Origin of the sequence: Bradyrhizobium sp. HKCCYLRH3099 (genome assembly GCF_051167855.1) — a bacterium.
Classification (GTDB): domain Bacteria; phylum Pseudomonadota; class Alphaproteobacteria; order Rhizobiales; family Xanthobacteraceae; genus Bradyrhizobium.
Window position 1 is genome coordinate 60,031 of record NZ_JBNPTW010000021.1, and the last position, 23,820, is coordinate 83,850.

General features: G+C 65.3%; 20 protein-coding genes and 1 tRNA gene. 10 read left to right on the plus strand and 11 right to left on the minus strand.

The annotated features are described in order from the left end of the window. Positions 1-60 precede the first annotated feature (60 nt). The 5 genes from ACQR1Y_RS29670 to ACQR1Y_RS29690 form a co-directional block, all read right to left on the minus strand. The gene (locus ACQR1Y_RS29670; RefSeq protein ID WP_434879187.1) at positions 61-1,020 is read right to left on the minus strand and encodes a response regulator; all 960 of its coding nucleotides are present in this window, start codon (positions 1,018-1,020) and stop codon (positions 61-63) included. Between the two features lie 26 nt (positions 1,021-1,046). Next, the gene (locus ACQR1Y_RS29675; protein ID WP_434879186.1) at positions 1,047-2,546 is read right to left on the minus strand and encodes a hypothetical protein; all 1,500 of its coding nucleotides are present in this window, start codon (positions 2,544-2,546) and stop codon (positions 1,047-1,049) included. Next, positions 2,543-4,417, minus strand: coding sequence for a glycosyltransferase family 2 protein (locus ACQR1Y_RS29680; RefSeq protein ID WP_434879185.1), 1,875 nt, complete (start codon positions 4,415-4,417; stop codon positions 2,543-2,545). The genes ACQR1Y_RS29675 and ACQR1Y_RS29680 overlap by 4 nt, the downstream gene beginning before the upstream one ends. Positions 4,418-4,425: 8 nt before the next feature. Further along, complete coding sequence (locus tag ACQR1Y_RS29685) at positions 4,426-6,390, minus strand: hypothetical protein (RefSeq protein WP_434879184.1); 1,965 nt, start codon at positions 6,388-6,390, stop codon at positions 4,426-4,428. Positions 6,391-6,548: 158 nt separating this feature from the next. After that, positions 6,549-6,941 (minus strand): hypothetical protein, encoded by a 393-nt coding sequence (locus ACQR1Y_RS29690; RefSeq protein WP_434879183.1) that lies wholly within the window; start codon positions 6,939-6,941, stop codon positions 6,549-6,551. 545 nt (positions 6,942-7,486) lie between these two features. On the opposite strand from ACQR1Y_RS29690, the gene ACQR1Y_RS29695 reads away from it, so the two are divergent. Beyond that, positions 7,487-8,347 (plus strand): response regulator, encoded by an 861-nt coding sequence (locus ACQR1Y_RS29695; protein ID WP_434879182.1) that lies wholly within the window; start codon positions 7,487-7,489, stop codon positions 8,345-8,347. Between the two features lie 487 nt (positions 8,348-8,834). Here the strand turns inward: ACQR1Y_RS29695 and ACQR1Y_RS29700 are convergent, their stop codons facing one another. Beyond that, a complete protein-coding gene (locus ACQR1Y_RS29700) occupies positions 8,835-9,197 on the minus strand; it encodes a hypothetical protein (protein ID WP_434860190.1) in 363 nt (120 codons plus the stop codon). 308 nt (positions 9,198-9,505) lie between these two features. Between ACQR1Y_RS29700 and ACQR1Y_RS29705 the strand changes: the two genes are divergently transcribed. From ACQR1Y_RS29705 to ACQR1Y_RS29725, 5 genes are all read left to right on the plus strand, one after another. Next, positions 9,506-9,967: a response regulator gene (locus tag ACQR1Y_RS29705; protein WP_434879181.1), complete on the plus strand. Its 462-nt coding sequence runs from the start codon at positions 9,506-9,508 to the stop codon at positions 9,965-9,967. Then, positions 9,964-10,638, plus strand: a complete 675-nt coding sequence (locus ACQR1Y_RS29710) for a LuxR C-terminal-related transcriptional regulator (protein WP_434879180.1) — start codon at positions 9,964-9,966, stop codon at positions 10,636-10,638. The genes ACQR1Y_RS29705 and ACQR1Y_RS29710 overlap by 4 nt, the downstream gene beginning before the upstream one ends. 88 nt (positions 10,639-10,726) lie before the next feature. Beyond that, positions 10,727-13,732: an ATP-binding protein gene (locus ACQR1Y_RS29715; protein WP_434879179.1), complete on the plus strand. Its 3,006-nt coding sequence runs from the start codon at positions 10,727-10,729 to the stop codon at positions 13,730-13,732. Then, positions 13,729-14,445, plus strand: a complete 717-nt coding sequence (locus tag ACQR1Y_RS29720; protein WP_434879178.1) for a response regulator — start codon at positions 13,729-13,731, stop codon at positions 14,443-14,445. Before ACQR1Y_RS29715 ends, ACQR1Y_RS29720 begins: the two co-directional genes overlap by 4 nt. 137 nt (positions 14,446-14,582) lie before the next feature. After that, on the plus strand, positions 14,583-15,059 hold the full coding sequence (locus ACQR1Y_RS29725) for a response regulator (RefSeq protein ID WP_434879177.1): 477 nt from the start codon (positions 14,583-14,585) through the stop codon (positions 15,057-15,059). 277 nt (positions 15,060-15,336) lie between these two features. On the opposite strand, the gene ACQR1Y_RS29730 is transcribed toward ACQR1Y_RS29725, so the two are convergent. Both ACQR1Y_RS29730 and ACQR1Y_RS29735 read right to left on the minus strand, forming a co-directional pair. After that, positions 15,337-15,412, minus strand: a tRNA-Ile gene (locus ACQR1Y_RS29730). A gap of 161 nt (positions 15,413-15,573) precedes the next feature. Next, a complete protein-coding gene (locus tag ACQR1Y_RS29735; protein WP_434879176.1) occupies positions 15,574-16,539 on the minus strand; it encodes a Bug family tripartite tricarboxylate transporter substrate binding protein in 966 nt (321 codons plus the stop codon). Positions 16,540-16,643: 104 nt separating this feature from the next. On the opposite strand from ACQR1Y_RS29735, the gene ACQR1Y_RS29740 reads away from it, so the two are divergent. Further along, positions 16,644-17,609: a TAXI family TRAP transporter solute-binding subunit gene (locus ACQR1Y_RS29740; RefSeq protein WP_434879175.1), complete on the plus strand. Its 966-nt coding sequence runs from the start codon at positions 16,644-16,646 to the stop codon at positions 17,607-17,609. Positions 17,610-17,667: 58 nt separating this feature from the next. Here ACQR1Y_RS29740 and ACQR1Y_RS29745 read toward each other — a convergent pair whose 3' ends face one another. The 3 genes from ACQR1Y_RS29745 to mobA all read right to left on the minus strand — a co-directional run bounded on the left by ACQR1Y_RS29745 (position 17,668) and on the right by mobA (position 20,273). Beyond that, entirely contained in the window at positions 17,668-18,873 is a 1,206-nt protein-coding gene (locus ACQR1Y_RS29745) for an ABC transporter substrate-binding protein (protein ID WP_434879225.1), read from the minus strand. Between the two features lie 157 nt (positions 18,874-19,030). Next, positions 19,031-19,621 carry a cation transporter gene (locus ACQR1Y_RS29750; protein WP_434860179.1) on the minus strand — a complete coding sequence of 197 codons (591 nt, stop codon included), beginning with the start codon at positions 19,619-19,621 and terminating at the stop codon, positions 19,031-19,033. Between the two features lie 10 nt (positions 19,622-19,631). Beyond that, entirely contained in the window at positions 19,632-20,273 is a 642-nt protein-coding gene (mobA, locus tag ACQR1Y_RS29755; RefSeq protein WP_434879174.1) for a molybdenum cofactor guanylyltransferase MobA, read from the minus strand. Positions 20,274-20,493: 220 nt separating this feature from the next. Between mobA and mobB the strand changes: the two genes are divergently transcribed. The 3 genes from mobB (at position 20,494) to ACQR1Y_RS29770 (ending at position 23,779) form a co-directional block, all read left to right on the plus strand. Beyond that, a complete protein-coding gene (gene mobB, locus ACQR1Y_RS29760; protein ID WP_434879173.1) occupies positions 20,494-21,021 on the plus strand; it encodes a molybdopterin-guanine dinucleotide biosynthesis protein B in 528 nt (175 codons plus the stop codon). Between the two features lie 131 nt (positions 21,022-21,152). Further along, positions 21,153-21,386 carry a sulfurtransferase TusA family protein gene (locus ACQR1Y_RS29765; protein WP_434860177.1) on the plus strand — a complete coding sequence of 78 codons (234 nt, stop codon included), beginning with the start codon at positions 21,153-21,155 and terminating at the stop codon, positions 21,384-21,386. 737 nt (positions 21,387-22,123) lie between these two features. Then, on the plus strand, positions 22,124-23,779 hold the full coding sequence (locus ACQR1Y_RS29770; protein ID WP_434860176.1) for an OFA family MFS transporter: 1,656 nt from the start codon (positions 22,124-22,126) through the stop codon (positions 23,777-23,779). The last annotated feature ends 41 nt before the right edge of the window (positions 23,780-23,820 follow it).

The following is a 23,820-nucleotide window of genomic DNA, read 5'->3' on the forward strand; positions in this document are numbered from 1 at the left end:
TCCAGCGCCCGGCCAGTGCGCTGAGCGACGTCGCGGCATACGCTCGGGCCGTGCAAAGAGCTAGGCGCATTGCGGCACGACACGGTCGCCGCCGGTTGCGGCAATGTCCGACACCGCCGCGATGGCGCGGGTGAGCAGATGGATGCGGCCTGCGCCATTGACGCGCTCGGTCACGACGGCAACGCTTGCGGTCGCGTGATGCGCCGCGATCGCTTCCGGATTGGAGATCCTGAGACCTGCGATCGAGGCGCGCAACGTCTCGGCCAGCTTCATGGCGGACGCGCGCGACTGGTCGGGGAGGATGAGGACGATGAGCCCGTCGCGGTAGATGGCCGCGACCACCCCGACAGAGGCCGTGGCGGCGCGCACCGCGGATGCGACCTTCGTCATGATGCCGGATTCCGCGGCCTTCCCGGTCTCCAGTTGCACGCAAAGCCGATCGACGGCGAGCGCGATGATGGAGGTCTCTGTGCCAGGCGGAAAGTTCACATCCGCGAGTAGATACGCCTCGGCCATTTCGCCGACGAACAGACCCGTGCTGCGATCGATCCAGTTCGATGCGCGACGGTCGCCTGATCCCGACGCCAGTCGCGTCAACTCGGCCTCGCGGGCTTCGCGGCGGTCGAATTCCGCCTTGAGCTTGAGCGCCGATCGCACGCGGGCCAGCAGTTCGACCCTGTCCACCGGCTTGGTGATGTAGTCGGTCGCGCCGGCGATGAACGCATTGCCGAGGCTCGCGGTATCGCCGAGCGCCGTCACCATGATGATCGGCACGCTGGCGTAGCGCGGGTCGTTGCGGATTCGCGCGCAGGCCTCGATGCCGTCGACCTCGGGCATGACGATGTCGAGCAGCACGAGATCGACCGTCACCGGCTCTGCCGACGATGCGCCGATCCCGAGCGCCCGGTAGGCATCGTGGGCCGACCCCGCCGTGACGACCTGTTCATAGCCCGCGGCCAGCAGCATCGCCTCGGTGATGTCCCGCCCGTCTTCGGAATCGTCGACAACGAGAATACGCATGGTGAACTCCTCGAATGGTCCTCACATCAGGGCCGGCTGGCGGTTTGTCCGGGCATGGCGTTCGTCCGCCCGAACAGTCGCCAGCCGGCCTTGTCGTAGATGAGCTCATAGCCCGCGGCTCCCCGCCGATAGAGCAGGGGGAAGGCCTTGTTCAGCCGGTCCTGCGCTCCGCTGCCGATGTCCGGATCGGGAACGGCCACGAACGGAGCGTCGATCCGCGAGAACAGAATCCCGAGCGTGAATGTCTCGTCGGATGGCGACAGCAATCCGCGCGCGCTGCCTCGCCCGATGACGATCGCGGGCGCGTTCAGCGTGTCGACGAGAATTCCATCGCGTCCGACGCTGGCCTGGCCGAGATCGATCGCCGCGCTCCGCTCCGCGTCGACGTGACGACCCTCCAGGGCGATGGCGACATTGACGGCTCCGCTGGGATCCGCGATCGCCAGGCCAGCGACGCCGCCGACCCAACCGAGCGCGAGCAATGCCATCACGATCTCCAACCGCTTGCGCACCGGCGGCATGTGGATGATGACGATCGCCGCCAGGACCGGCGGCATCACCGCAAGCGCCGCGGGATCACCGAACAGGCCGGTCGTGACCGCGAGAACGGCTGCCGCGACGGCCGTCGCGATGAACATCAGCATGGGCGCGAGCAGAGGCCGCTGGCGCCATATCGACACGATCGCGTAGCCCGCGATGGGCGCGCCGATCAGGATCGCCGCCATGATCGCAAGGCCGGCGTCGACCGAGAGGGAGCCGGACACTCCGCGGCCGAACAGGGTGAAGAATCCCGCCGCCCAGGTGGCGACCCCTTCTGCGGGCGCCACCAGGAAGGTCCAGCCGCTGCCGGGGAATATCCAGGACATGTAGGAGAAGGCCGCGACGCAGAACGCCGTCGGAAACAGCAAGGCGAGCACCAGGTTCAACGCCGTCCTGGAGAGCTGCTCGGGCTGGATCGCGAGAACCAGAAACGGCACGGCGGCGCAAGTGATTGCGGCGCCCATCGGATGCGAGAAGGTCAATCCGAGCAGCGACAGCGCGACAGCCATCACTTCGGGCGCGCCGGTGCGGGCGCGCAGTCTGAACAAGGCGCAGCCGAGCAGGAACAGAAAGACCGTGAAGATCATCTCGGACGGCCCGGCCATCGCGGCACGCAGGATCGCGGGATGCATCACGATCAGAACGACGATCAACGGCGCGAGGGCGGCGGCGATGCCGATGCGATGGAAAAAGGTCAGCAAGCTGCCGGCGAGCAGCGCGAGGACGACTCCGGTCAGGAGAACGGGGGTGGGCGTCCCGGCCGGGGTGACGACTTGCAGCAGCGTCGTGGCGAGGAAGGGAATGGTGGGATAGGCCGCCAGAATGCGCCCGATCGGCATCTGCCCTTCGCCCGCGGTCATCGCGCTTGCCCACAACGTCACGGCATCGTTGGGAACGAGGCCGGCCGTTACGGCGCTGAGCGAGACGACGAAGACGGCCACGCAGGCGACGGCCATCAACGTCCCGAGCGGCAACAGGCGGCTCATGCGGCGGCCTCCTGCGCCTGCGCCAGTTCGCGAGCGACATGCTTGGACACGCCGTGGTGCGTCTTCTCCCAATAGAACGGATTTCGCAGCAACTGCCACAGACCGCGATAGGTCGCGATCGAGAGCATGACCCAGTAGCCGAACGCCGTGAGGCTATAGGGAATGAGATTGAGCCAGCCGCGCCGGATCGGCGCCAGCATGTTGAGGAACATCAACGCGCCATTGCCGGCGAGAAGGTTGAACAGGGCCAGGAACAACAGCGGTTCCGGAAAGACCGCCTCGAGCCCGCTGATCGCGGCGATCATCCAGGCGAGATAGAGCAGCCAGAACACCGGGTTGAGCAGGCCTGACAGCACCGTGCCGCCGATGAAGAAGACGAAGCCGAGAAAACCCAGCGGCCCGATCATGCGCATGAAGCGGAGCGGGCGCCTGGTGTGAACCAGCAGGGTCTGCATGTAGCCCTTCATCCAGCGCGAGCGCTGCCTGATCCAGTTGCCCGCGTGGCAGCTTGCCTCCTCGAACGTGGTGGAATCCACGATGCCGACGCGATAGCCATGCTGGGTCAGGCGTACGCCGAGATCGGCGTCCTCGGTGACGTTGAACGGATCCCAGCCGTGCAGCTTGCGCAGCACGTCGATCTTGAAATGATTGGACGTTCCTCCCAAGGGGATCGGAATGCGGAGGTGGTCCAGCCCGGGCAGCATCTGGTCGAACCACAGGCCATAGTCCAGCGTGAACATGCGCGTGAGCCAGTTTTCGCTCGCGTTGAAATAGCTCAGGCTGCATTGCAGGCAGGCCGTATTGGCCGAGGACTTCCGGAACGTCGCGACCACCTTGCGAAGCTGGTCCGGCTCCGGCCGGTCCTCGGCATCGTAGATCACGAGGAATTCGCCGCGCGCGAACTGCAGCGCGAAATTGCAGGCCTTGGGCTTGGTTTGCGGCAGCGATGGCGGGACCCGGATGATCTCGAACATGCCTTCGAGACCGAGCTTGCTGGCGACCTCGATCGTCTCGTGGTCGCTGGCCTCCAGCACCAGCTTGATGTCGAGCTTTCCCAGGGGGTAGTCGAGGTCGCGCAGCGCCTGGGCCAGCATCGGCAGCATGGCCGGCTCCTTGTACATCGGCACCAGCACCGTGAAGACCGGGAGTTCGTCGTCCGTGAGCGCGCGCGCTTCGATCGCGATGGTCTCGTCGGCCATGCGCACGCCGCCAAACAGCACGAGCAGGCCCTTGAAGGCGAAATTGCCGAGATAGAAGACGCTCATGACGACGTTGAGGGCGATCAGCGTCGTGAGGGGCGATAGCGCCAGGCCGAGCAGGATCAGGCTGAGCAGCGCGTAGCCGAAGACGACCTGTCCCGGGGTGAAGACCCGCTGCGCCGAGAGCTCGGGATTGAGGTCGGCGAGTTCGTAGACGGCGCGCGCCGACAATGCGTCGTCGAACGCGGCCTGCACCGCCCAGACGATGTCGAACTTGGTCGCGACGACGAAGCCGATGTTCGCTCCCCAACGTTTTCTCGCAAACAGCAGCGTCTCGGGCCCGGGCTCGGCGGTCGCAATCATCAACCGCCCGTCGCTCTGCTTCCACGGCATGATCAGCATGCGGGCGTAGATATCCGCCTCCCCCTCGCGAAGGAGTGCGAGGTCCGGTGGATCGCGGATCAGGTCGACGAACGGCAATTCGTAATGGTAGGCGACGGCCTGATAGTAGATCGCCGGCTCCGCCCAGTTGCGCGACAGGATGGCGTTGCCGAGGCTGACGTGCCAGGCCTCGGCGAGGGCGATGGCCTCGTCGAGCTGGCCGAGCGAGAGGACGCGGCGGGCGACGAGGATGTCGCCGAGGGCGCGATCGGAAGCTGACAATGGCTGCATGGCAGAACCTATTCGCCGGCGCGGCGAGCTGCACGGCGGCGGTACATGCGCTGGGCCAGCATCAGCAGCGCGACGGTCGCGATCACCCAGGTGACGCCAACGATCCAGGGCCAGCCGCGATCGAGGTTGGCTGTCCACGACTGCTGGTCGGCATAGGTGACGCGCAGAAGGGTGTCGCGATAGCTGGAGAGCGCGAGGGCGACGCCGCTCCGGTCGAGAATTGCGACGTCGCCGCGGTCGAGGTTGATGGCGGGCGCCGCCGACAATGATCCGTCGCCGCTCAGCGGGCGAATCCATAGTCCGGGAAATCCATTCGCAGTCACGATTTGCGCGACGGCGCCGGTGGTCATCCCGCCGAGGTCGAGCAGAACGCGGTCGTTGCGATCGGTAATGGCGACGCGGCCGCGATCGAACCGCACACGCTGATCGGCGCCGGCGGGAGGCGAGCTGCCGACCGAAATGAAGGGCGCCGACGGTGACGCCGCCGCCTTGGCGTCGACATAGGTCACCTCGATCGGCGTCGTCCTGTTCGACAACCCGCTCACCACGCCGGACAACGATGCCAGCACCGAGAGTGGGCGGTCAGCCGTCGATGCCGGCAGGTGAATCTGGATGCCGTCGCCCCACAAGCTCACCAGGTCGGAGAAGTCGCGTGCTGCCGGGCCGATCGGCGACAGAATCACCTGGCTGGAGCCGAGGAGCTCGGCAGGGTAGCCCTGCGGCTCGAACCGGCAGTCGCCCTGCGAACTGCGACGCTGCACCACCGTTCTGATATTGGCGATCGTGCCGACGAGTCCGTCCGGAAGAGCAAAATCGAGCCGAGTCGGTCCGCCGATCGCGGCGACCGTGCTGGCGAGCAGGTGCTCGTTGACGAAGGCGCTGACCACGGCCTTTTCGCCGGCACCGTCGGGAGCGACCATGACATCGAGGACGAGGCGCGAGGGGCGGGTGCCTGCCGGCAGCGACTGGCTCGCGATCGTCATGGGAAGCTCGGCGCGGCCGAACACATCGACGCGCGGCGCAGTCAAACCGAGGTCGTTGAAGCTGATTCGATCGGTCGGCTTCCTGGCGACCGAGATCGTTCCGATCGACGCCGTCGGCGTATCACGGAGCGCCAGGAGCGAGGGATCGCCGAGCAGCCTTCCGATCTGAGACGAGCCGGAATCCGTGGCGAGAAGAACCGGAACGCCGCCGATCCGACCCGCCGCAAGCGCGTTGGTGGCCCGCGCGCCGCGTGCGTAGTTGACCAATGTTGCCGCCGGTCCATCGAGCCGGTCCGCGATCTCATCGAACGATCCGACGACGATCAGGCCACGCGTCCAGCGTCCCCTGTTGTCCTGGTCGACCAGGTCCGGCATGGCGTTCCTGCCGTGATGAAAACTGACGGTCCGGCCGCCGGCCTTCAGGGATCGGGCAATCGTCAACGCGGTCGCGATATCGGCAGCAGGCGGCGATGCGCTGGACAGCAGGATGCCGACGTCCCGGGGCATCAGCGCCGCGGTCACCGCAATGTTCGGTGTGCCCGAAAGTCCCAGGGTAAAGTCGACCATGGTTTCGGGGCGGATGGTGACGCTGTCCCCGACATAGCGGACATCGATGCAGCGATCCTGCGTCGCCGCGCCGGAATACACGAACGACAGCTTGAGAAAGCCTTCGCGTGCCGACGCATTCGCAAGCGAGATGCGGGCGCTGCGCCCCGTACCCTTCCCATCCAAGGTCAGCGCGGCGATCGAACGATCGTTCGCCAGGATCTCCAGGCTGCGGCGCGCCTCGTGGGCGCTCACGTCGTCATAGGCCAGAACGAGTTCGGCCAGATTGAGTTCGACGCCCTGCGGAACGCGAATATAGAGTTCGCGCCGGCCGCCGAGATTCGACAAACGAAACCCTTCGGGAAATCCGGCATCGGCGATGGGAATACCGACCCGCAGCGATTTGGGTGTTGTCTCGACGATCGTCGCCGGGAGCGCGGCCATGAGCGGCGACGGCTGGAAGGCGGCTGGTCGCGCCGGCTCTGGCGGAGCGGCTGGCGGCTTGCGTTGCTGGGCATGGACTGACGACGCCTGGATTGCGAGAGCCGCAGCCAGGACAAAACGCACGACATACGACACGATATTCCCCCGTCACTGTAGTATCAGGTCCCCCGGCTCGCATCCGTGCCGCATTGCGCGGCTTCAGCGGCAAGTCGCAGCCGTTCGAAATGAGTAGTCAAGTCATTGAGTTCTTCGGTCTCCAATCCTCGCCGCGAGCGATAAGGTCCGATCAGAACGGTGTCGCACGCTCGCGCCGCCTCACCGATCGCCCCAAAGCCGATCGTCGAGGCGATCCCGCAGATGTCGTGGATCCAGCAATAGGTCTTCGCGACCAGCTCCGCCGAGGTGGCCTGACCCCCTGTCATTCGCGGCAGGTCGATAGCGGCCTGCTCCAACCGTTCGGTCAGTCTTGTCGAAAAGCGCCCGCGCACGACGGCGAGGCGTGCCTCGAGTTGTTTGTCCATCGCCGCGCATCGGGACGTCTCGTCCAGCATCCGACGTTCCTTACGGTTCGACCGTCGCGGCCGCCGCGGAGAGATGAGGCAACACGACGGACGCACGCCGAAGCCAAGATGCTGCGAGCGCGGCCATCACTGGCATTCTTCCGATGGCATGGTGACATGGTGGTGCATGAATGACCGCTCCGCATCCCGGATGAATCGTCAGCGCGGCGTTCCCGCGCGTCGATAAAGGCTGAGCGACTTTCGTTACTTTCGGACGCACACTTTTTCGCGTAGAAATACGCTCGCTGACGACGCGGATGCTTCGTTGCGTCGAAACCGCGCTTGCGGGCGGCACATTCGCCGGGAGCTCCACGGCGACGATGCCGGCGCGATCGCGGCGCATCGGCGGTCCCACACCGGTCGGCAATCGCGTAGTTCTACCTGCGATCGTCTTATCCTGACATTTAGGCTGCCTTGATCGGATCGCGGTGGCCGAACGCCGGATGCCGTCGGTGAGGTATTGCGCGGGTCGGCTGGAGCTACGGTGCAATCCCTCGTCAAGAATGGGATCTCGGACCGAAGTGGGAGCGCAAGCGATGGATGCACGACAGGTGAGCAGGGCGATCTCGACAATTTTAATTGTCGACGATGATCCCCTGGTCCTCAAGGCGACCGCCGACTGGTGTACGTGGATGGGCTTCTTCGTCCTGACAGCGACGACCGGATTGCAGGCTCTGATCAGGGCGGCCGAACACCGGCCTGACGTTCTCCTGATCGACGTGCACCTGCCGGAGATCGATGGATTGAGCGTCCTGGGCTATCTGTCGGACGCAGCCAAGAAAGCGCCTCATGTCATCGTGATGACCGGGAGGGCGGATGACAAGACCGTCGAGCTATGCGACGGACTTGCCGCGACGTTCATACCCAAAGGCCGTCTGTTCTGGAAAGAGCTCGCGGCAAGCCTCGCCGAGATCTATCCCGAGCGAAATGCCGAGATCGCACAAGCGGCCGGACAATTTTCTGCGGCAGACGTCAGGCGACGTCCACGCGTGCTGCTCATCGATGACGATGTCAGCGTGAAGAAGATGCTCGAGCACCAGTTCGAAAGGCTGGGAGCCGATCTTCTGTATGCGAGCGATGCCACCCGAGGATTCTGGAAAGCGCGGCGTGAGCATCCGAGTGTCATCGTCGCTGATTTCTCCATGCCGTACGGCGATGCCAACTATCTTCTCGCGAAGCTGCGGAGTGCGTCAGAGACCCGCGACATTCCGGTCATCGTCCAGTCGGGACGGCATCTCAGCAGGTCGATCAAGCGCAAGCTTCAGGAGGATATCGACGGTCATCCTGGCGCGGCCCGGGTCCTGCATAAATCGACTGACGGCGCCGAGCTGCTGGACGTATTGCGAAGGTATTGCGGATTCGCCGCAATGCCTGAAGAGGCGCTGTCTGCCTGCTGATGGCAGCAATTCCCGCGTCGCAGGGATGGTCCTCCGTCGGCCTTCGCGGCACGCAGGGGCATCGCATCTGACCTCCAGCTGCGCCCGGTCTTTTCCATCTCCGTCGTCGAGGGCCCTCGAAATGCGATGGATGGCTGAGCCTTTGCCGCGCTGAAGCGGCTGCGGCCGCACGGGCGCGACAAGCCCTGGCACGGAGTGAACTGTTGGCCGAGGGCAATCCGCGCTTGACGCATGTCGTCACATGCGATCGCACCTCGACGCGCGCTTCGGTGTGCCCCGCGTTCCATCGTCCCGATGAACAGCGCAGGCGCCGGGAGCGGCGCCAGTGGCGCTCATGATCCGCTTCCCATTGGCGAGAATGAGCGAGGCGCCACCGCCCGCGCGCGGAGAGAGGCCAGCAAAGGCCGGCGCGTCTCAGCGTGTCGAAGCCCGTCGTGGCGGACGCGAGGACGTGTGATCAGGCGCGTCCTCACCGGGGGCGGATCTGCTATCCACCGCGCTGATACATCATCCGCAATTCCGACGCTGCCGCCGATTGCAGATGAGCGAGCGCCTCCTTCAGGTTCGAGATCTCGCGACTGGTCGGCTTGCGCTTCTCCGCCATCGCGCGCAGCAGCGCCGTCTCGGCGGTGCGCGCCGCCTGCCCGGTGGCGGCGAAGCCGACCGTCGGACCGATGCCGCAGATGCCGTGCAGATGACGATACGACTCTGAAACGAGGGCGCCACTGGCGTCGTCTCCGCGCGACATGCGGTCTGCGAAGACGAGAGTAGCCGTGATCTTGCTTTCGAGTGCGGTTGCGAAGCGGTGCCTCACCTTGGCAAGGCGGGCCTCGAATTGGTCGCCGGTCATGCAGTCCTCCTGCTGCTACATTCCAGCAGCGTCCCGCTGAAGAATTAATTTCAAGTCATCGCACACGGATCAATGCGTTCGATCGCGAAGATGGTCGATCCGGCGAGCCCGCGTCGACGGTTCGCCGGAGCAAACCGCAGGCGGAGCCGCCCCGGGGCAGGTGCGGCCGATGCTTCAGGTAGTTTTACGTGCAGCGAAATTAACGCACCGTCAGACATGGCTGAATAGCTTTGCCGAGGCGTGGCGCCGCTGGTTGCATCGATCGCGGCGTTGCGAGGCTGTGATCTTGTCGCCGCTGGGGTTCTGCCATGTACGCGTCAGGGCAAGTCGCCCATATCCCGGTCGAACCAGCCGTTACGGCTGCTCCGCTCTTGCGCGTTCTCGTCATCGACGACGACGAGAGCGTCGGAGCGGCGATCAAGGTGTTCCTGGCGCGCCGGAGATGTCGGACCGAGCTGGCGTCGGGCGCCTACGCAGGTATTCAAGCGCTCGCGCAATCGAGTTTCGACGTGGTTCTGGTCGATCTCTTCATGACCGGAATGAGCGGACTCGACGCGATTGCCTATATCCGGCAACGATCAGCGGTGCCCATTGTCGCCATGTCCGGCTTCAGGCTGCGTAGCTCGCTCGAGCCGGTCGACTATCTTCGGACGGCTCTGCAACGCGGCGCGTCGCGCTATCTTCGCAAGCCGTTCTCTTCCCATGAGCTGATCGAGGCCATCGACCTGAGCTTGCCGCCTCACGCGCATTCTGGAGTTCTGCTGCGATGAGCCGGTTCAGCGGCGAGATGACGGACGCGGCTCCCTCCGAGGCGAAATCGCCGCGTGACGATCGTGCCATTGCCGCGAACGAGGTGGGCGCGGCGATCGCTCACCAATTGAATGGACCATTGACTGCGCTGCTGCTCTACCTCGAAGACCTTTGTCAGAGCGGCAGCCGCTTTCCTGAGATCGAACATGATGGCGTGTCGCTGAGGGAAGTCGCTGAGAACGCGCTGCGCGAGGCCGAGGCCGTCTGCAGACTGGTGCAACGGCTTGGCGATACGTTCGAGGCGCCACTCAGGCAGCAGACCGCGTTTGCGCAAAGTCGTGACGTCATCAGGTGGTGGTTGCGGGTCGGCAACGCCCACGATGAGGCCAGACCGAGTCCGCAAAACGCAGTCTGGTTGCGTTCGCTGACCACGCGCGAGCAGGAGGTTCTCGGTCTGGTTCGGGACGGATATTCGAACAAGGAAGGTGCGGTGCGGCTGCAGATCAGCCCGCGAACCTATGAAGGTCACCGGGCGGCCCTGATGCGGAAATCCGGAGCGAAGAACCTCGCAGACCTGCTTCGCTTGGCGGCTCAAGATCAGGATGCGGCCGACGGTCAGCAATCGGCGAAGGCCGGGCGGCGTCGAGCGGCCCCGCCGGAGCGTTGCGGGAAGTTCAGATGCGGGAGTTGAACGGCGAGATCGAGATCGATCGTTCCGTCACCGAGCTGGCCGCTCGTCCAATCCAGGCTGACCGAAGCAGGCAGGCGCGATCCGGCACGTGCCATCGATCGATCAACGCGAGGCGGGGACAACATTGATCTCGGCATTCGGCAGGCACAGTGTTTTGCGGCGTGCGCGTCAGTCGATCCAGTCAAGGCTGTTCCGCATCATCCTCATGCTGTCGGTTCCTGCCTTCGTCGGGCTGGCTGCGCTGGCATGGGGGCTGTACCAGCACGAACGCGAGCAGGCGTCCCAGGGCGCGTTGGCGACAGTCCGCGCTCTCGTCGCAGCACTCGACAGGGACCTGGCAGGAACGTCCTCGGCGGCGCAGGTCCTGGCAGAGTCGGCGGCTCTCGCGACGGACGACCTGGCGACCTTCTACAACGAGGCGAAGGCAAGCCTTCCCTACCTGCACGGTTCTGCGGTCGTGGTGGCGGATGCGGCCGGCCAGCAGGTCGTCAACACGGGGTTGCCCTATGGCGCGCCGCTGCCCATGCGCGCAGATCTGGTGAACCACAGGAAGGTGTTTGAAACGGGCAAGCCGTCGGTCTCCGACATCTTCATCGGCGCCGTTTCGAAAAAGCCGGCTCTCTCCATCGATGTCCCGGTGTTTCGAGAGGGCAAGGTGAAATACACGCTCGGTGTGGGCCTGGGCATCGAGAGGCTGAACGGCCTGTTCGAGAACCAGAAACTGCCGGACGGTTGGATCGCGACCGTCACCGACTCGGCCGGCATCATCGTTGCGCGGACCCACGATCCCGAACTGATCGGCAGGTCGGCCCCCGTGAGGCTGGCCGACATCAAATCGTCGCAGCCGAGCGTCGTCGACACGACCCGGGCGGACGGGACGCCGATCTTGGTGGGCTTCGGCCGATCCGAGCGATCGAACTGGACGGTCGCGCTCGGGATCCCGCTTGCCGATCTGTATCGTCAACCGAACTCCATTCTCCTGTACGGCATCACCGGCATCTTCTGCGTCCTCCTCGTCGGGCTGATCGCGGTGATGTATGAGGCGAAGCGGATCGCGCGCGGCGTGCGAGGCCTTTTGCCGGCGGCGCTGGCCTCGGCACCGGACGACGCCACCGCCGTTGCGCGATCTCACATCCAGGAAATCGACGATGTTGCGCTGGCGATCGAGCGGGCACGCCGCTTGCTGCATCAGCGCACGCTTGAACGCGACAACGCTGAAATGGCCATGGCGGCAAGAAATCTCGCGGATGAGATGTTCCGCCTCGCGGTCGAGGCCTGTCCGAACGGGATGTTGATGATCGATGTTGAGGGCCGGATCTCGATGGTCAACAGCGAGATCGAACGGCAGTTCGGATACACCAGGCAGGAACTGATCGGCCAACCCGTGAATATGCTGGTGCCGGAGCGTTCTCGCGTGAGCAGCGCCGCGCTCCAGCACCCTTTCACGCTACGGCCCGAAACCCGTCAGATGGAATCCGACAGTGAACTCGCTGGACGGAGAAAGAACGGGACAGAGTTTCCCATCGAGGTCGGCCTCAATCCGATCCGGGCCGGCCAGGAGCTCATGATCCTCAGCGTCGTCGTCGACGTCAGCGAGCGCAGGCGTGCCGAACGTCTGAAGGACGAGTTCGTCGCGACCGTGAGCCACGAACTGCGCACGCCGCTGACATCGATCACCGGTTCGTTGGGCCTGCTCGTCGGATGCTGGAGCAAGAAGATCCCGGAGCCGGCGACGCGGTTGCTGAGCATCGCGCACGCCAACAGCGAGCGCCTGGTCCGTCTCGTCAACGACATTCTCGACATGGAAAGGATCGAGGCGGGTCATACCCCATTCCATCTCAGGCGGGTCGAAGTCAGGTCGCTGGTCAAGCGTGTCGTCGAGGAGAGCCGCGGCCATGCGGACAATGTCGGCGTTCGCGTCGAACTCGGTGCGGGCGTTGCGGACGTCTATGCCAATGCCGATCCGGAGAGATTGGCGCAAGCGGTCGCGAACCTGCTCTCGAATGCCATCAAGTTCTCCTCGGCAGGCGGAAGCGTGCAGGTCACGGTGGAGGACAACGGGGACAGCCTGCGGATTGCCGTCCGCGATCACGGGCCGGGCATATCGGAAGATTTCGAGCCGCATCTGTTCGAGAGGTTCGCCCAGGCGGATGCGACAGATACCCGTCAGAAAGGCGGGACCGGTCTCGGCCTCAGTATCGTGAAGCAGATCGTCGCGCGCCTCGGAGGCAAGGCAGGTTTCGAAAATGCCGATGGCGGCGGCGCATTGTTCTACGTCGAGCTGCCGATGTGGGACGATACCGTCGGAGGTGCGATCGAGATCGCCACCACCGGCATTCCGTCACGGATCCTGCTGTGCGAGACCGATCCGGTCGTCAAGCAGGCGGTGCGGATGAAATTGGCGCCGGCCGGTCTCACGGTGGATTTCGCGCATTCGGTCCAGGCCGCGCTGCTGCGCGCCAGCGCCAACCGGTACGCGGCGGTTGTCATCGGTCTTCCGCTCGACGAGATCGCATGCCGCGACCTGGCGGCGCAGATTCGCCAGATTCCCCATCATGGCAACACGGCGATCGTCATCGCCTGCGACGCCACCTCAAGCGATCACTCCGATGCCCGATTGCGGGAGACGGGCGACCTGCAATGGATCAGGCGTCCGATCGACGTCGAGCAACTCGTGTCGCATCTGTCTGCAACGGCGCCGTCGTTCCGACCGAGGCCTCGCATTCTTCATGTCGACGACGATCCGGAGACGCTCGCCGCGGTCGCGCATGAGTTGGAGGTGATGGCCGACATGGTATCGGTCGGCAGCCCGGAGGCCGCGCGGCGCGTATTGGCGACGGAACACATCGACCTTGCGATCGTGGATGTCCGGCTCGGTGCCGAACCCGGGCTGGACCTGTTGCCACATCTGCGCGACGCCGCCGGCAAGATCATCCCCGTGATCATCTTCTCCAACTCAGATCAGAATTGGCCGGATGACGATCAGCTGCAACTGTCATTGTCCAGGAAGACGTCCCCGCTCCAGCGTCTGGGCTCCATCGTGCGCGATCGTCTGGGGCTGTCCCCGCCATTGACCGTAAGGGAGGTCGCATGACCGAAATTCGCATTCTGCATGTCGACGATGAGCCGGATATCCGCGAAGTCGTCGAGCTGTCACTCGGTCTGGATCCCGATTTCACGGTCCGGAGTTGCGGCTCAGGCCGCGAGGCGGTGGCCATAGCGGCCGAGCTGGCGCCGGACATCATCCTGCTCGATGTCATGATGCCGGTGCTGGATGGGCCGGCGACGCTGGCTCAATTGCGTCAGAGCGCCGCGACCGCCGACGTCCCCGTGGTCTTCATGACGGCCCGGACCCAGGCACGGGAAACGGATCGCCTACGGTCGCTCGGGGCCGTGGGCGTGATCCAGAAGCCGTTCGATCCCATGACGCTCGCCGCATCGCTCCGGACCTATGTCCGGCCGTCCCACGATCCGCTGGAGCATTTGCGGGCGGAGTTCGGGCGCAGGGTCGAGCGTGACGCCGAAACACTTTCGGAGCACCGCAGGATGCTGGAGGCGGTGGAGCGATCATCAGATGTTCTGAATCAAATCAGAGTGATCGCCCATGCGCTGTCCGGCGCGAGCGGCATCTACGGCTTTGCAGAGCTGAGCGACGCGGCTGCGAATCTGGAGGATGCGGTCTTGGCCGAGATCCGCGGCGACGGGCCCCGTGCGGACACGGATCGTCTGCTGCAGGCGCTGCTGGTGGAGATGCAGCGGTGCGGACGGCCGGCACCTGTCGCCGCGCGGTCTTTGCAGCGGGCCTAGCGTTGATGGCCCGGTTGATCCGCGTAGTCATACCTGGGTGGCCGCTAAGGGAGCATTAGGTTCAACATTGTCATCTCGATCCCGGAAGTCGGACGAGCGTTTGACCAGGATCCGGCAATGATGACAGGAGCGAAGACATGCGGCAGGCAGCGCAGCCGATCGAAGCTTTCAGAGGACGGCGATCAGTCGACGGTTTCGATGCGGCGAGCTCATTTGGCCAGGCGCCCAGCCTGCTGATTGCGGATGATGACGCCGCGGTGGTCGGGCTCCTCTCACATCACTTCGCGCGCCTGGGCTTCGAGGTGGACACGGCGTCTGACGGCCTTCAGGCCTTTCTGAAGGCGACGCGGGGCAAGCCGAGCGTCCTGGTGATCGACGTCAACATGCCCGAGCTGGACGGCCTGTCGGTCTGCGGGCATCTTCTCGATGCCGACCGCGCGCCGGCCAACGTGATCATCATCACGGGCAGCAACAACCAGCATACGCTGCAGAGATGCGAGCGCGTGGGCACCCGCCACGTCAGGAAAGGCCCCGATTTCTGGAAGGACCTCGACGCCGCATTGCTCGACATGGACCCTCGGATGGCCCGTCGAATGCGGCGCACGACCTGCTAACAGCCAAGGTCGCAGGATCGCCGAAAGTGTCGAGGCGTTCTACGCAAGACGTCGAGGCGCTCTACGCCGTGACGACGATCTAGGAATTGCGACCACCGCTTCGGATGTATCGTGTCCCGACCATCACGGCCCAGAGCCTGCGCCCAGGCGTGGCACCCCGCGCGGGACCAACACCTCTCGCCGTCCTGAGCGCCGCCAGCGGACGACATCGATGTTGTCGTGTCACGAAATTATCCGGCCCGGGTCGCCACGCTTGCCAGCAAGCCGTTGAAATCGCTGGTGGGCCCGGCAGGACTCGAACCTGCAACCAGACCGTTATGAGCGGCCGGCTCTAACCATTGAGCTACAGGCCCCGCGGCGCGGTGGGCTTGGCGGCGGCGGGCAGGGGGACCTGTCCGGCGCGGCGCGGATGGGCCCGGCGACGGTGCGGGCTTCGTTTACAGCCTGACCGGCGATCCGGCAATGCCATTGCCGGCCGCTTTCGCGGACCGGCAGGGGGGCATGAGCCCGCGCGTCAGTCCACCGAAACGCCGGCGAATTCGACCACCTTGCGCCATTTCTCGGTCTCGTCGGCGACCAGCTTGCCGAACTCGGCCGGCGTCATCGCGCGGGGGATGCCGCCGGTCTCGGCCAGCCGCGCCACCAGCTTGGGGTCCTTCAGCGCCTCGCCGACCGCCTTGTTGAGGGTCTCGACGATCTCCGGCGGCGTGCCCTTCGGGGCGGAGATGCCGTAGAAGCCGACTGATTCGTACCCCGGCACGGCCTCGGCGATCGCCGGCACGTCCGGCACCGTCGGCCAGCGCTGCGGCGAGGTCACGCCGAGCGCGCGCACGCTGCCGCCGCGCGCCTGCTCCAGCGCCGTCGGCAAATTGTCGAAGATCAGTTGCACCTTGTTGGAGATGATGTCCGGGAAGGCCAGCGCCGAGCCGCGATAGGGCACGTGCAGCATGTCGCATTTGGTCATCACCTTGAACAGCTCGGCCGCCATGTGCACCGAGGTGCCGTTGCCGGACGAGGCGAAGGCGATCTTGCCGGGATTGGCTTGGCAATAGGCGATGAACTCCTTCACCGTTTTGGCCGGCACGTCGTTGCTGACCACCAGCATGTTGGTGAGCTGCATGATGCTCGCGACCGGCACGGTATCGCGGATGAAGTCGTAGGGCAGCTTCTTGTACAGCGAGGTGCTGATCGCATTGTTCGGCGCCACGAACAGCAGCGTGTAGCCATCGGGGGCGGAGTTGATCGCGGCGGCGGCGGCGATGTTGCCGCCCGAGCCGGTGCGGTTCTCGACCACGACCTGCTGGCCCAGACGGTCCGACAGCCACTGCGCCATGATGCGCGCGACGATGTCGACCGGTCCGCCGGGCGCAAAGCCGATCAGCCAGCGGATCGGGCGGTCTGGATAGGCGGCTGCGGCCGGCTGGCTCATGAGGCAGGCCGCGGCCACGAGGCCGGCCAGGAACGCGCGCGCTAGTCTCATCTTGTCCTCCCGAAGCTGTTGTCATTGTCGTTGACGACATGCTTCCATAGATCCGCACGCTTGCCTACATGCGCGTGCCGGACAAAGGCCGGAAAGGCAGGCGAATGACAGGATGGCGATGGCTCGGGCTTGCGGTCGCGCTGCTCGCGGGAAGCGCCGCAGGACAGCAGGGAGGGACCGTGACCACCACGCGCACGCTCAGCCTCGGGACCGCGACACCGGGCGGCGGGTTCCCGCTGTATGGCGATGCGTTCGCCAAGGTCATGACGGAGGCCGATCCGGGACTGCCGATCGTGCCGCGCAACACCAAGGGCAGCAACGAGAACATTCCGCTGCTGGAGCGGGGCGAGCTCGATCTCGGCCTCGTCGCCGGCGAGCCGGCCTACCAGGCCTTCATGGGCATCGATCGCCCGAAGACACGGCTGAAGATCCTGACGGCGATCTTCTCGAGCCCCGGCCTGTTCGTGGTCCGGGCCGACAGTTCCTATCGCAACATCCGCGACCTCGTCGGCCAGATGGTCGTGTTCGGCGCCAAGGGCTCGGGCCTGCCGATCATGTCGCGCTACATGCTCGACGGTCTCGGCCTGAAGCAGGACGACGACTTCCATGCGATCTATCTCGATCGCGCCGGCGATGGTCCGGCCATGGTGCTGGATGGCCAGGCCGCGGCGCTGTGGGGCGCCGGCATCGGCTGGCCGGGTTTCCACGCGATGGCGAGCGCGCCGGGCGGCGCGCGCTTCATCGCGCCTTCGGCCGAGGAGATCGCGCAGGTCAGGGCGAAGCACAATTTTCTCAAGCTGCTGACCGTGCCGGCGAACAGTTATCCGGGCCAGAGTGAAGCCATCAATTCGATCGGCTCCTGGAGCTACGTGCTCGCGCGCGAAAACCTGCCGGACGACGTCGCCTACCAACTGGCGAAGACGCTGCATGGCGCCGAAGCGACGCTGTGTGCCACCCTGGCACAAGCGTGCGAGACCACGGCCGCCAACACCGTTGCGGCGGCGCCCAGCCTCGATCTCATTCACCCGGGCGTGCTGAAATATCTGCGGGAGGTCGGGTTGGCGAAATGAGAGGGGCGAATGGCGAATAGCGGGAATCAAAATGACCCATTCGCCACTCGCTACTCGCCTATTTCATCGGACACGCCGGATCGGGCGGGCCGAACGCGTCATCGCCTTTGATGGTCGCGAGGATCTTGTAGTAGTCCCACGGATATTTGCTCTCCTCCGGCGACTTGACCTGCGCCAGCACGAGGTCATGCACCATCAGATGGTCAGCGCGGAGCCTGCCGTTACGGGCGAAGAAATCCTCGACCGGCGTCTCCCGCATCTTGGCGGCGACCGCCAGCGGATCGTCGCTGCCGGCGGCCTTGACCGCGTTGAGATAGTGCGTGACGGCGGAGTAGACGCCGGCCTGCCACATCGTCGGCATCCGGTTCATCTTGGCGAAATAGCGCTTCGACCATTCGCGCGTCTTGTCGTCCATGTCCCAGTAGAACGAGGTCGTCAGCAGCAGGCCCTGCGCCGCGGGCAGGCCGAGCGAGTGGATGTCGGTGATCAGCGCCAGCAACGCGGCCATCTGTTGGCCGCCCTTGAGCAGGCCGAATTCGGCCGCCGTCTTGATCTCGTTCATGTTGTTCGGAGGGCCTGCGGCGATGCCGATGATCTTGGCCTTGGAGGCCTGCGCCTGCAGAATGAAGGATGAGAGATCCGCCGTTGCGAAGGGCGGCCGGACGGCGCCGACCACCTTGCCGCCATTGGCGGTGACGACGCTGGAGGCGTCGCGCTCCAGCGAATGGCCGAAGGCGTAGTCGTCGGTGATGAAGAACCAGCTGTCGCCGCCGCGCTTGACCACTTCCTTCGCGGTGCCGGTGGCGAGCGCCCGGGTGTCGAACACCCACTGCATCGCGTAAGGCGAGCAGAACTTGCCATGGAAGTCGGCCGCGCCGGTCGACTGGGTGATGAACAGCTTCTTCTTCTCGGTGGCGATGGTCTGCACCGCCAAGCCGACCGCGGAGACCGGAACGTCGACGATCAGATCGACCTGCTCGGTGTCGTACCAGCGTCGCGCGATCGCCGCGCCGATGTCGGGCTTGAGCTGATGATCGCCGACGATGACGCTGATCGGCTTGTCCAGCACCTTGCCGCCGAAATCATCCACCGCCATCTGCGCCGCGGTGACCGAGCCCTGGCCGGTCGGCGTCGACGCCGGTCCGTTCATGTCGCTGAGCACGCCGATCTTGACGACGTTGTCGGAGATCTGGGCTTGCGCCGCCGTCGTGACCAGCAGCGCGGTGGCGGCCCATGCGGCCGTTTTCAAGGAGCTCAGTTGCAATGCGTCCTCCACGGATGCCGGCATGACACCGTTGTTCATCGCGGCTCTGCCGGCCGCTCCGCCTATCTGCAATCAATCGCGTGCGGCCGTCAATCACGCCGGGCATCGGAGCGGTGGAGCGATGCTGTGCGCTGCAGCGCCAGCGTAATGCCAGGGATCACGCCCGGGCGGCCTCGTGCTCCTCATGCGCGGCTTCCCACACCTCGCGCGCGGCATCCGCATTCATCAGCGCGATGCCGATGCCGACGATCAGGTCCGGCCAGACCGAGCGCCATGCATAGGCCGTGACCAGACCGACGGCGATGATGGCGATGTTGGCGAAGGCGTCGTTGCGCGCCGACAGGAAGGCAGCCCGGGTGAGGCTGCCCTGGTGATCTCGGACCCGTGCCAGGATCAGCGCGCAGCTGAGATTGACGATCAGCGCGCCGAAACCGGTGAGGGTGAGCGGCAGCGGCGCCGGCACGGCCGGCGCGAACAGCTTCTCGCCGGCGGTCCACAGTCCCGCGAGCGCCGGCGCCAGCAGGATCAGCGCCAGCACCTTGCCGAGTTGCGCGCGGCGCACAGGGCTCCAGCGCAGCGCCAGCGCGATCAGGATGTTGACCGAGGCATCCTCGAGAAAGTCGACGCTATCGGCGAACAGCGACACCGAGCCGATTGACAGCGCGACGGCGAACTCGATGCCGAAATAGCCGAGATTGAGCAGGGCGACCGCAAGCACCGCGCGGCGAACCGAAATCGTCGCATCCATCGGGAGTCCTCTAGCCGTCGGGGTCATCGTCCAGGGCGGCGAGCCGTTCCGCTTCGGCGAGATCGGCGATGGTGTTGGCATTGAAAAAGGGATCGCGCGGGGCGGCGGGCCAGCTCACGGTCGCGACCTTGTAGCGGGCCGTGAACCGGGTCACCTTGCGGATGTCCTCCGCCACCAGGGCGCGGCGGAGATCGTCGCGCAGGGCCACCGGCCACAGGCCGATCACCGGATGAGTCTGGCCTGATGACGCCGCCAGCGCCAGTTCGGCATGCTCCGCGGCCCGTGCTTCCGACAGCCGGACGGCGAGATCGCGCGGCAGGAACGGACAGTCGCCGGGCGCGCTGAGCATCCACGGCGCCGCCGGCAGATGCGTCGCGACCCAGTCCAGTCCGGCCAGGATGCCGGCGAGGGGGCCGGGAAAACCGGCCACGCCATCCGGCACGACGGGAAGACCGAAGCCCGGGAATCGCGCGGGATCGCCGTTGGCGTTGAGGACCAGAAGGCTGCACTGCGGGGCCAGGCGGGCGATCACACGCGCGAGGATGGTCCGGCCGTCCACCAGGCGCAACGGCTTGTCGCCGCCACCCATTCGCTGCGCCAGGCCTCCGGCAAGCACCACGCCGGGAATCGAAGGAGAGATCGTCGCCGTCATCACCGGTTCCGTACCACGTCTGCTGTCGTTGCGTCAGCGCGTGATGCGTCCGGCGTGTCGGAGCAGGGAGAGATTGCCCTCGCGGGGATGCAGCCTTGCGGAACCCGCGTGGCTGCTGGCATGAGGGGCTGGTCCATCGACGGAGCAGCGCGAGGCCTTGCCCGTCGATCAATCGTTTGCATGCGCCGCTTGCAGGAGCAGGCGCCCTCAGGAGACCGCGATGAACGTCATCGGCCTCGCCGGCTGGAGCGGCGCCGGCAAGACCACGCTGCTGACGCGGCTGATTCCCCATCTCATCGCGCAAGGGCTGCGTGTCTCCGTCATCAAGCACGCGCACCACAAGTTCGACGTCGATGTTCCCGGCAAGGATACCTGGCGCCATCGCGAGGCCGGGGCCGCGGAGGTGCTGGTGGCGTCGGGCACGCGCTGGGCGCTGATGCACGAGCTTCGCGGCGCGGCCGAGCCGTCGCTTGCGGACCTGCTCGCCAAAATGTCTCCGGTCGATCTCGTCATCATCGAAGGCTACAAGGCCGGACCGCATCACCGGATCGAGGTGCACCGTGTCGCCAACGGCAAGCCGCTGCTGTTCCCGAATGATCCGGGGATCGTCGGCCTCGTCACCGACGCGGCCGTCGAAACCGCTCTGCCGCGGGTGGACCTCGACGATGTCACGGGTGCGGCTGCGTTGGTTCGGCGACTCGCGATGCCCCTGGCCGACGTGCTCGCGCTCTCGAGGGGCGGCGAGTGAGTGCAGGAGCGAGCGCTGCGGAATCCGCGTGGAACTCGTGAGCCTGGCATTCCAGGAACCCGGTTCCACGATCGCGCCGCTGTTGCAACGATACCGTTGACGCGCCGGGCAGGCTTCGCCATGGTCCGCGCATGACGAGAACGAGGCTGGATCTGACGGGCCTGAAGTGTCCGCTGCCGGCGCTGAAGACCCGCAAGGCGCTGCAATCGCTGAAGGCGGGAGAGCGGCTTGAGGTGTGCTGCACCGACCCACTGGCGGTCATCGATATCCCGAACCTCATTCGCGAGACCGGTGATCACGTCGAGCTGCTCGAGCGCAGCGAGAGCCGTCTCACGTTTCTGATCGAGAAGGCGGCGAACCCCTAGCACGATCGGTGCGAGCGAGCGTGGGCACGGCCTATGCTGCAGGTTGTCCCAACTAAGTAGTTCGTGCGCCGCTCTTCGCGTTGCACGGCTGTCAAGCAGGCATGCCGCTTCCTATCGTCGCAGCAGCGCCCATGCGCGCACATAACAATGCCGTCTTGTCAGTCCAAGCTTGCGTCATCGCCGCAAGGCAAGGCCTGGTTGTTGCTGCATCACTTTTTCGAGAGCCCGCGCGTGGCGCATCCGATGGATCGCCTCTCTGCCAGCGGGCATCTCATTAGTTGATTCTCTCAGGAATGGTTGTCGAGCTCTAAAGTAATCGACAGCAACAGGACTACAGCTGGGAGTGGCGGTGACGACGGTTGCACGCGAATTTCTGTGTTTGTTAGCAACACATCCGCGTTGCGGTGCAATCAATCCACGACGTTTGAGCAATTATTACCATTTTACTATCGACAATTTGCCTCGGTTCTGCACCAATTGGGGCGCTTCCGCAGAGGTTGCGGGAGGCGCGTCATGCCCGTTGGGGATCGGGCCAGGCGGAACCGCGGCACAACGATGGCAGCCGCATGAGGCCCGGTGGGGGGTGTCATGCCGTTGGAACCGTCTTTGGCGTTTGTGCGTCGCGAAAATGTTCTGGTACGTCCATAGCGGGCAGGGTGGGTAAGCGTATTGATTCTGATCAAGGGGACAGAACATGAGGTCGTTGCGTTGGACGGGTGTCCGTAGAGGGGGAAAGCATGGCTAGCATTGAGAGCGCGGGGGCGCTCCCCAACGCGCAAGCGGGCATCTTCGATCGTGAGCACACGGTCGCCAAGGCCGGGTTCAACCGCTGGCTGGTTCCTCCGGCTGCACTTTGCATCCATCTGTGCATCGGCATGGCCTATGGCTTCTCGGTGTTCTGGCTGCCTCTGTCGCGCGCCATCGGCGTGACGCAGAGCCAGGTCTGCACCGACATGACCCTGGTGCAGGAGCTGTTCACCACCAGCTGCGACTGGAAGGTCGCGAGCCTCGGCTGGATGTACACGCTGTTCTTCGTGCTGCTCGGCGGCTCCGCGGCGATCTGGGGCGGCTGGCTCGAGCGCGCCGGTCCGCGCAAGGCGGGCGCCGTCGCGGCGTGCTGCTGGGGTGGCGGCCTGCTGATCGCGGCGCTCGGCATCTATGTGCACCAGCTCTGGATGATGTGGCTCGGCGCCGGCGTCATCGGCGGCATCGGTCTCGGTCTCGGCTACATCTCGCCGGTGTCCACGCTGGTAAAATGGTTCCCTGACCGCCGCGGCATGGCGACGGGCATGGCCATCATGGGCTTCGGCGGCGGCGCCATGATCGGCGCTCCTCTGGCCAATCTGCTGATGAACTATTTCAAGACGCCGACCTCGGTGGGCGTCTGGGAGACGTTCGTCACCATGGGCGTGATCTACTTCGTGTTCATGATGATCGGCGCCTTCGCCTATCGCGTCGCCCCGGTCGGCTGGCAGCCCGAAGGCTGGACGCCGCCCGCGGTCAAGAAGGCGATGATCTCCGACCATCATGTCCACCTGAACAACGCGCACAAGACGCCGCAGTTCTGGCTGGTCTGGTGGGTGCTGTGCTTGAACGTGTCGGCGGGTATCGGCGTCATCGGCATGGCCTCGCCGATGCTGCAGGAGATCTTCGCCGGCAAGCTGATCGGGCTGCCCGACGTCAGCTTCAACCAGCTCGACGCCACGCAGAAGGCGACCGTCGCGGGGATCGCGGCAGGCTTTGCCGGCCTGCTCTCGCTGTTCAACATCGGCGGTCGCTTCTTCTGGGCGTCGATGTCGGACCATATCGGCCGCAAGGCGACCTATTACTGCTTCTTCCTGATCGGCATCGTGCTCTACGCGCTGGCTCCGACCTTCGCGGCGATGGGATCGAAGCTGCTGTTTGTCGGCGCCTTCGCCATCATCCTCTCGATGTATGGCGGCGGCTTCGCGACGGTGCCGGCCTATCTGGCCGACCTGTTCGGCACCCAGTTCGTGGGCGCCATCCACGGCCGTCTGCTGACGGCCTGGGCGACCGCGGGCATCATCGGCCCGGTGGTGGTGAACTACATCCGCGAGTTCCAGCTCGCCGCCGGCGTGCCGCGCGACCAGCTGTACAACACGACGATGTACATCCTCTGTGCCATGCTCCTGGCCGGCCTGATCTGCAACTTCCTGATCAAGCCCGTCGATCACAAGTGGAACATGAGCCCGGACGAGGTCGCCAAGTATCAGGCGCAGCTCGCCAAGAACGAGTCGGCGATCCAGCACGGATCGTTCGGCATCGGCAAGGGCGGACTCGACGCCAAGGCCGCGCTGTTCTGGGCCTTCGTCGGCGTGCCGCTGGCCTGGGGCGTCTGGAAGACACTGGAGAGCGCCGTCAAGATCTTCTGATCCGGTTCAATGGATTGAAGCAAACGGGGCGGCCGGTCTGG

Bases quoted from the DNA above. Each gene is read 5' to 3' on its own strand.
- ACQR1Y_RS29670 (WP_434879187.1), bottom strand. From the start codon at position 1,020: ATGCGTATTCTCGTTGTCGACGATTCCGAAGACGGGCGGGACATCACC.
- ACQR1Y_RS29675 (WP_434879186.1), bottom strand. From the start codon at position 2,546: ATGAGCCGCCTGTTGCCGCTCGGGACGTTGATGGCCGTCGCCTGCGTG.
- ACQR1Y_RS29680 (WP_434879185.1), bottom strand. From the start codon at position 4,417: ATGCAGCCATTGTCAGCTTCCGATCGCGCCCTCGGCGACATCCTCGTC.
- ACQR1Y_RS29685 (WP_434879184.1), bottom strand. From the start codon at position 6,390: ATGGCCGCGCTCCCGGCGACGATCGTCGAGACAACACCCAAATCGCTG.
- ACQR1Y_RS29690 (WP_434879183.1), bottom strand. From the start codon at position 6,941: ATGCTGGACGAGACGTCCCGATGCGCGGCGATGGACAAACAACTCGAG.
- ACQR1Y_RS29695 (WP_434879182.1), top strand. From the start codon at position 7,487: ATGGATGCACGACAGGTGAGCAGGGCGATCTCGACAATTTTAATTGTC.
- ACQR1Y_RS29700 (WP_434860190.1), bottom strand. From the start codon at position 9,197: ATGACCGGCGACCAATTCGAGGCCCGCCTTGCCAAGGTGAGGCACCGC.
- ACQR1Y_RS29705 (WP_434879181.1), top strand. From the start codon at position 9,506: ATGTACGCGTCAGGGCAAGTCGCCCATATCCCGGTCGAACCAGCCGTT.
- ACQR1Y_RS29710 (WP_434879180.1), top strand. From the start codon at position 9,964: ATGAGCCGGTTCAGCGGCGAGATGACGGACGCGGCTCCCTCCGAGGCG.
- ACQR1Y_RS29720 (WP_434879178.1), top strand. From the start codon at position 13,729: ATGACCGAAATTCGCATTCTGCATGTCGACGATGAGCCGGATATCCGC.
- ACQR1Y_RS29725 (WP_434879177.1), top strand. From the start codon at position 14,583: ATGCGGCAGGCAGCGCAGCCGATCGAAGCTTTCAGAGGACGGCGATCA.
- ACQR1Y_RS29735 (WP_434879176.1), bottom strand. From the start codon at position 16,539: ATGAGACTAGCGCGCGCGTTCCTGGCCGGCCTCGTGGCCGCGGCCTGC.
- ACQR1Y_RS29740 (WP_434879175.1), top strand. From the start codon at position 16,644: ATGACAGGATGGCGATGGCTCGGGCTTGCGGTCGCGCTGCTCGCGGGA.
- ACQR1Y_RS29750 (WP_434860179.1), bottom strand. From the start codon at position 19,621: ATGGATGCGACGATTTCGGTTCGCCGCGCGGTGCTTGCGGTCGCCCTG.
- mobA (WP_434879174.1), bottom strand. From the start codon at position 20,273: ATGACGGCGACGATCTCTCCTTCGATTCCCGGCGTGGTGCTTGCCGGA.
- mobB (WP_434879173.1), top strand. From the start codon at position 20,494: ATGAACGTCATCGGCCTCGCCGGCTGGAGCGGCGCCGGCAAGACCACG.
- ACQR1Y_RS29765 (WP_434860177.1), top strand. From the start codon at position 21,153: ATGACGAGAACGAGGCTGGATCTGACGGGCCTGAAGTGTCCGCTGCCG.
- ACQR1Y_RS29770 (WP_434860176.1), top strand. From the start codon at position 22,124: ATGGCTAGCATTGAGAGCGCGGGGGCGCTCCCCAACGCGCAAGCGGGC.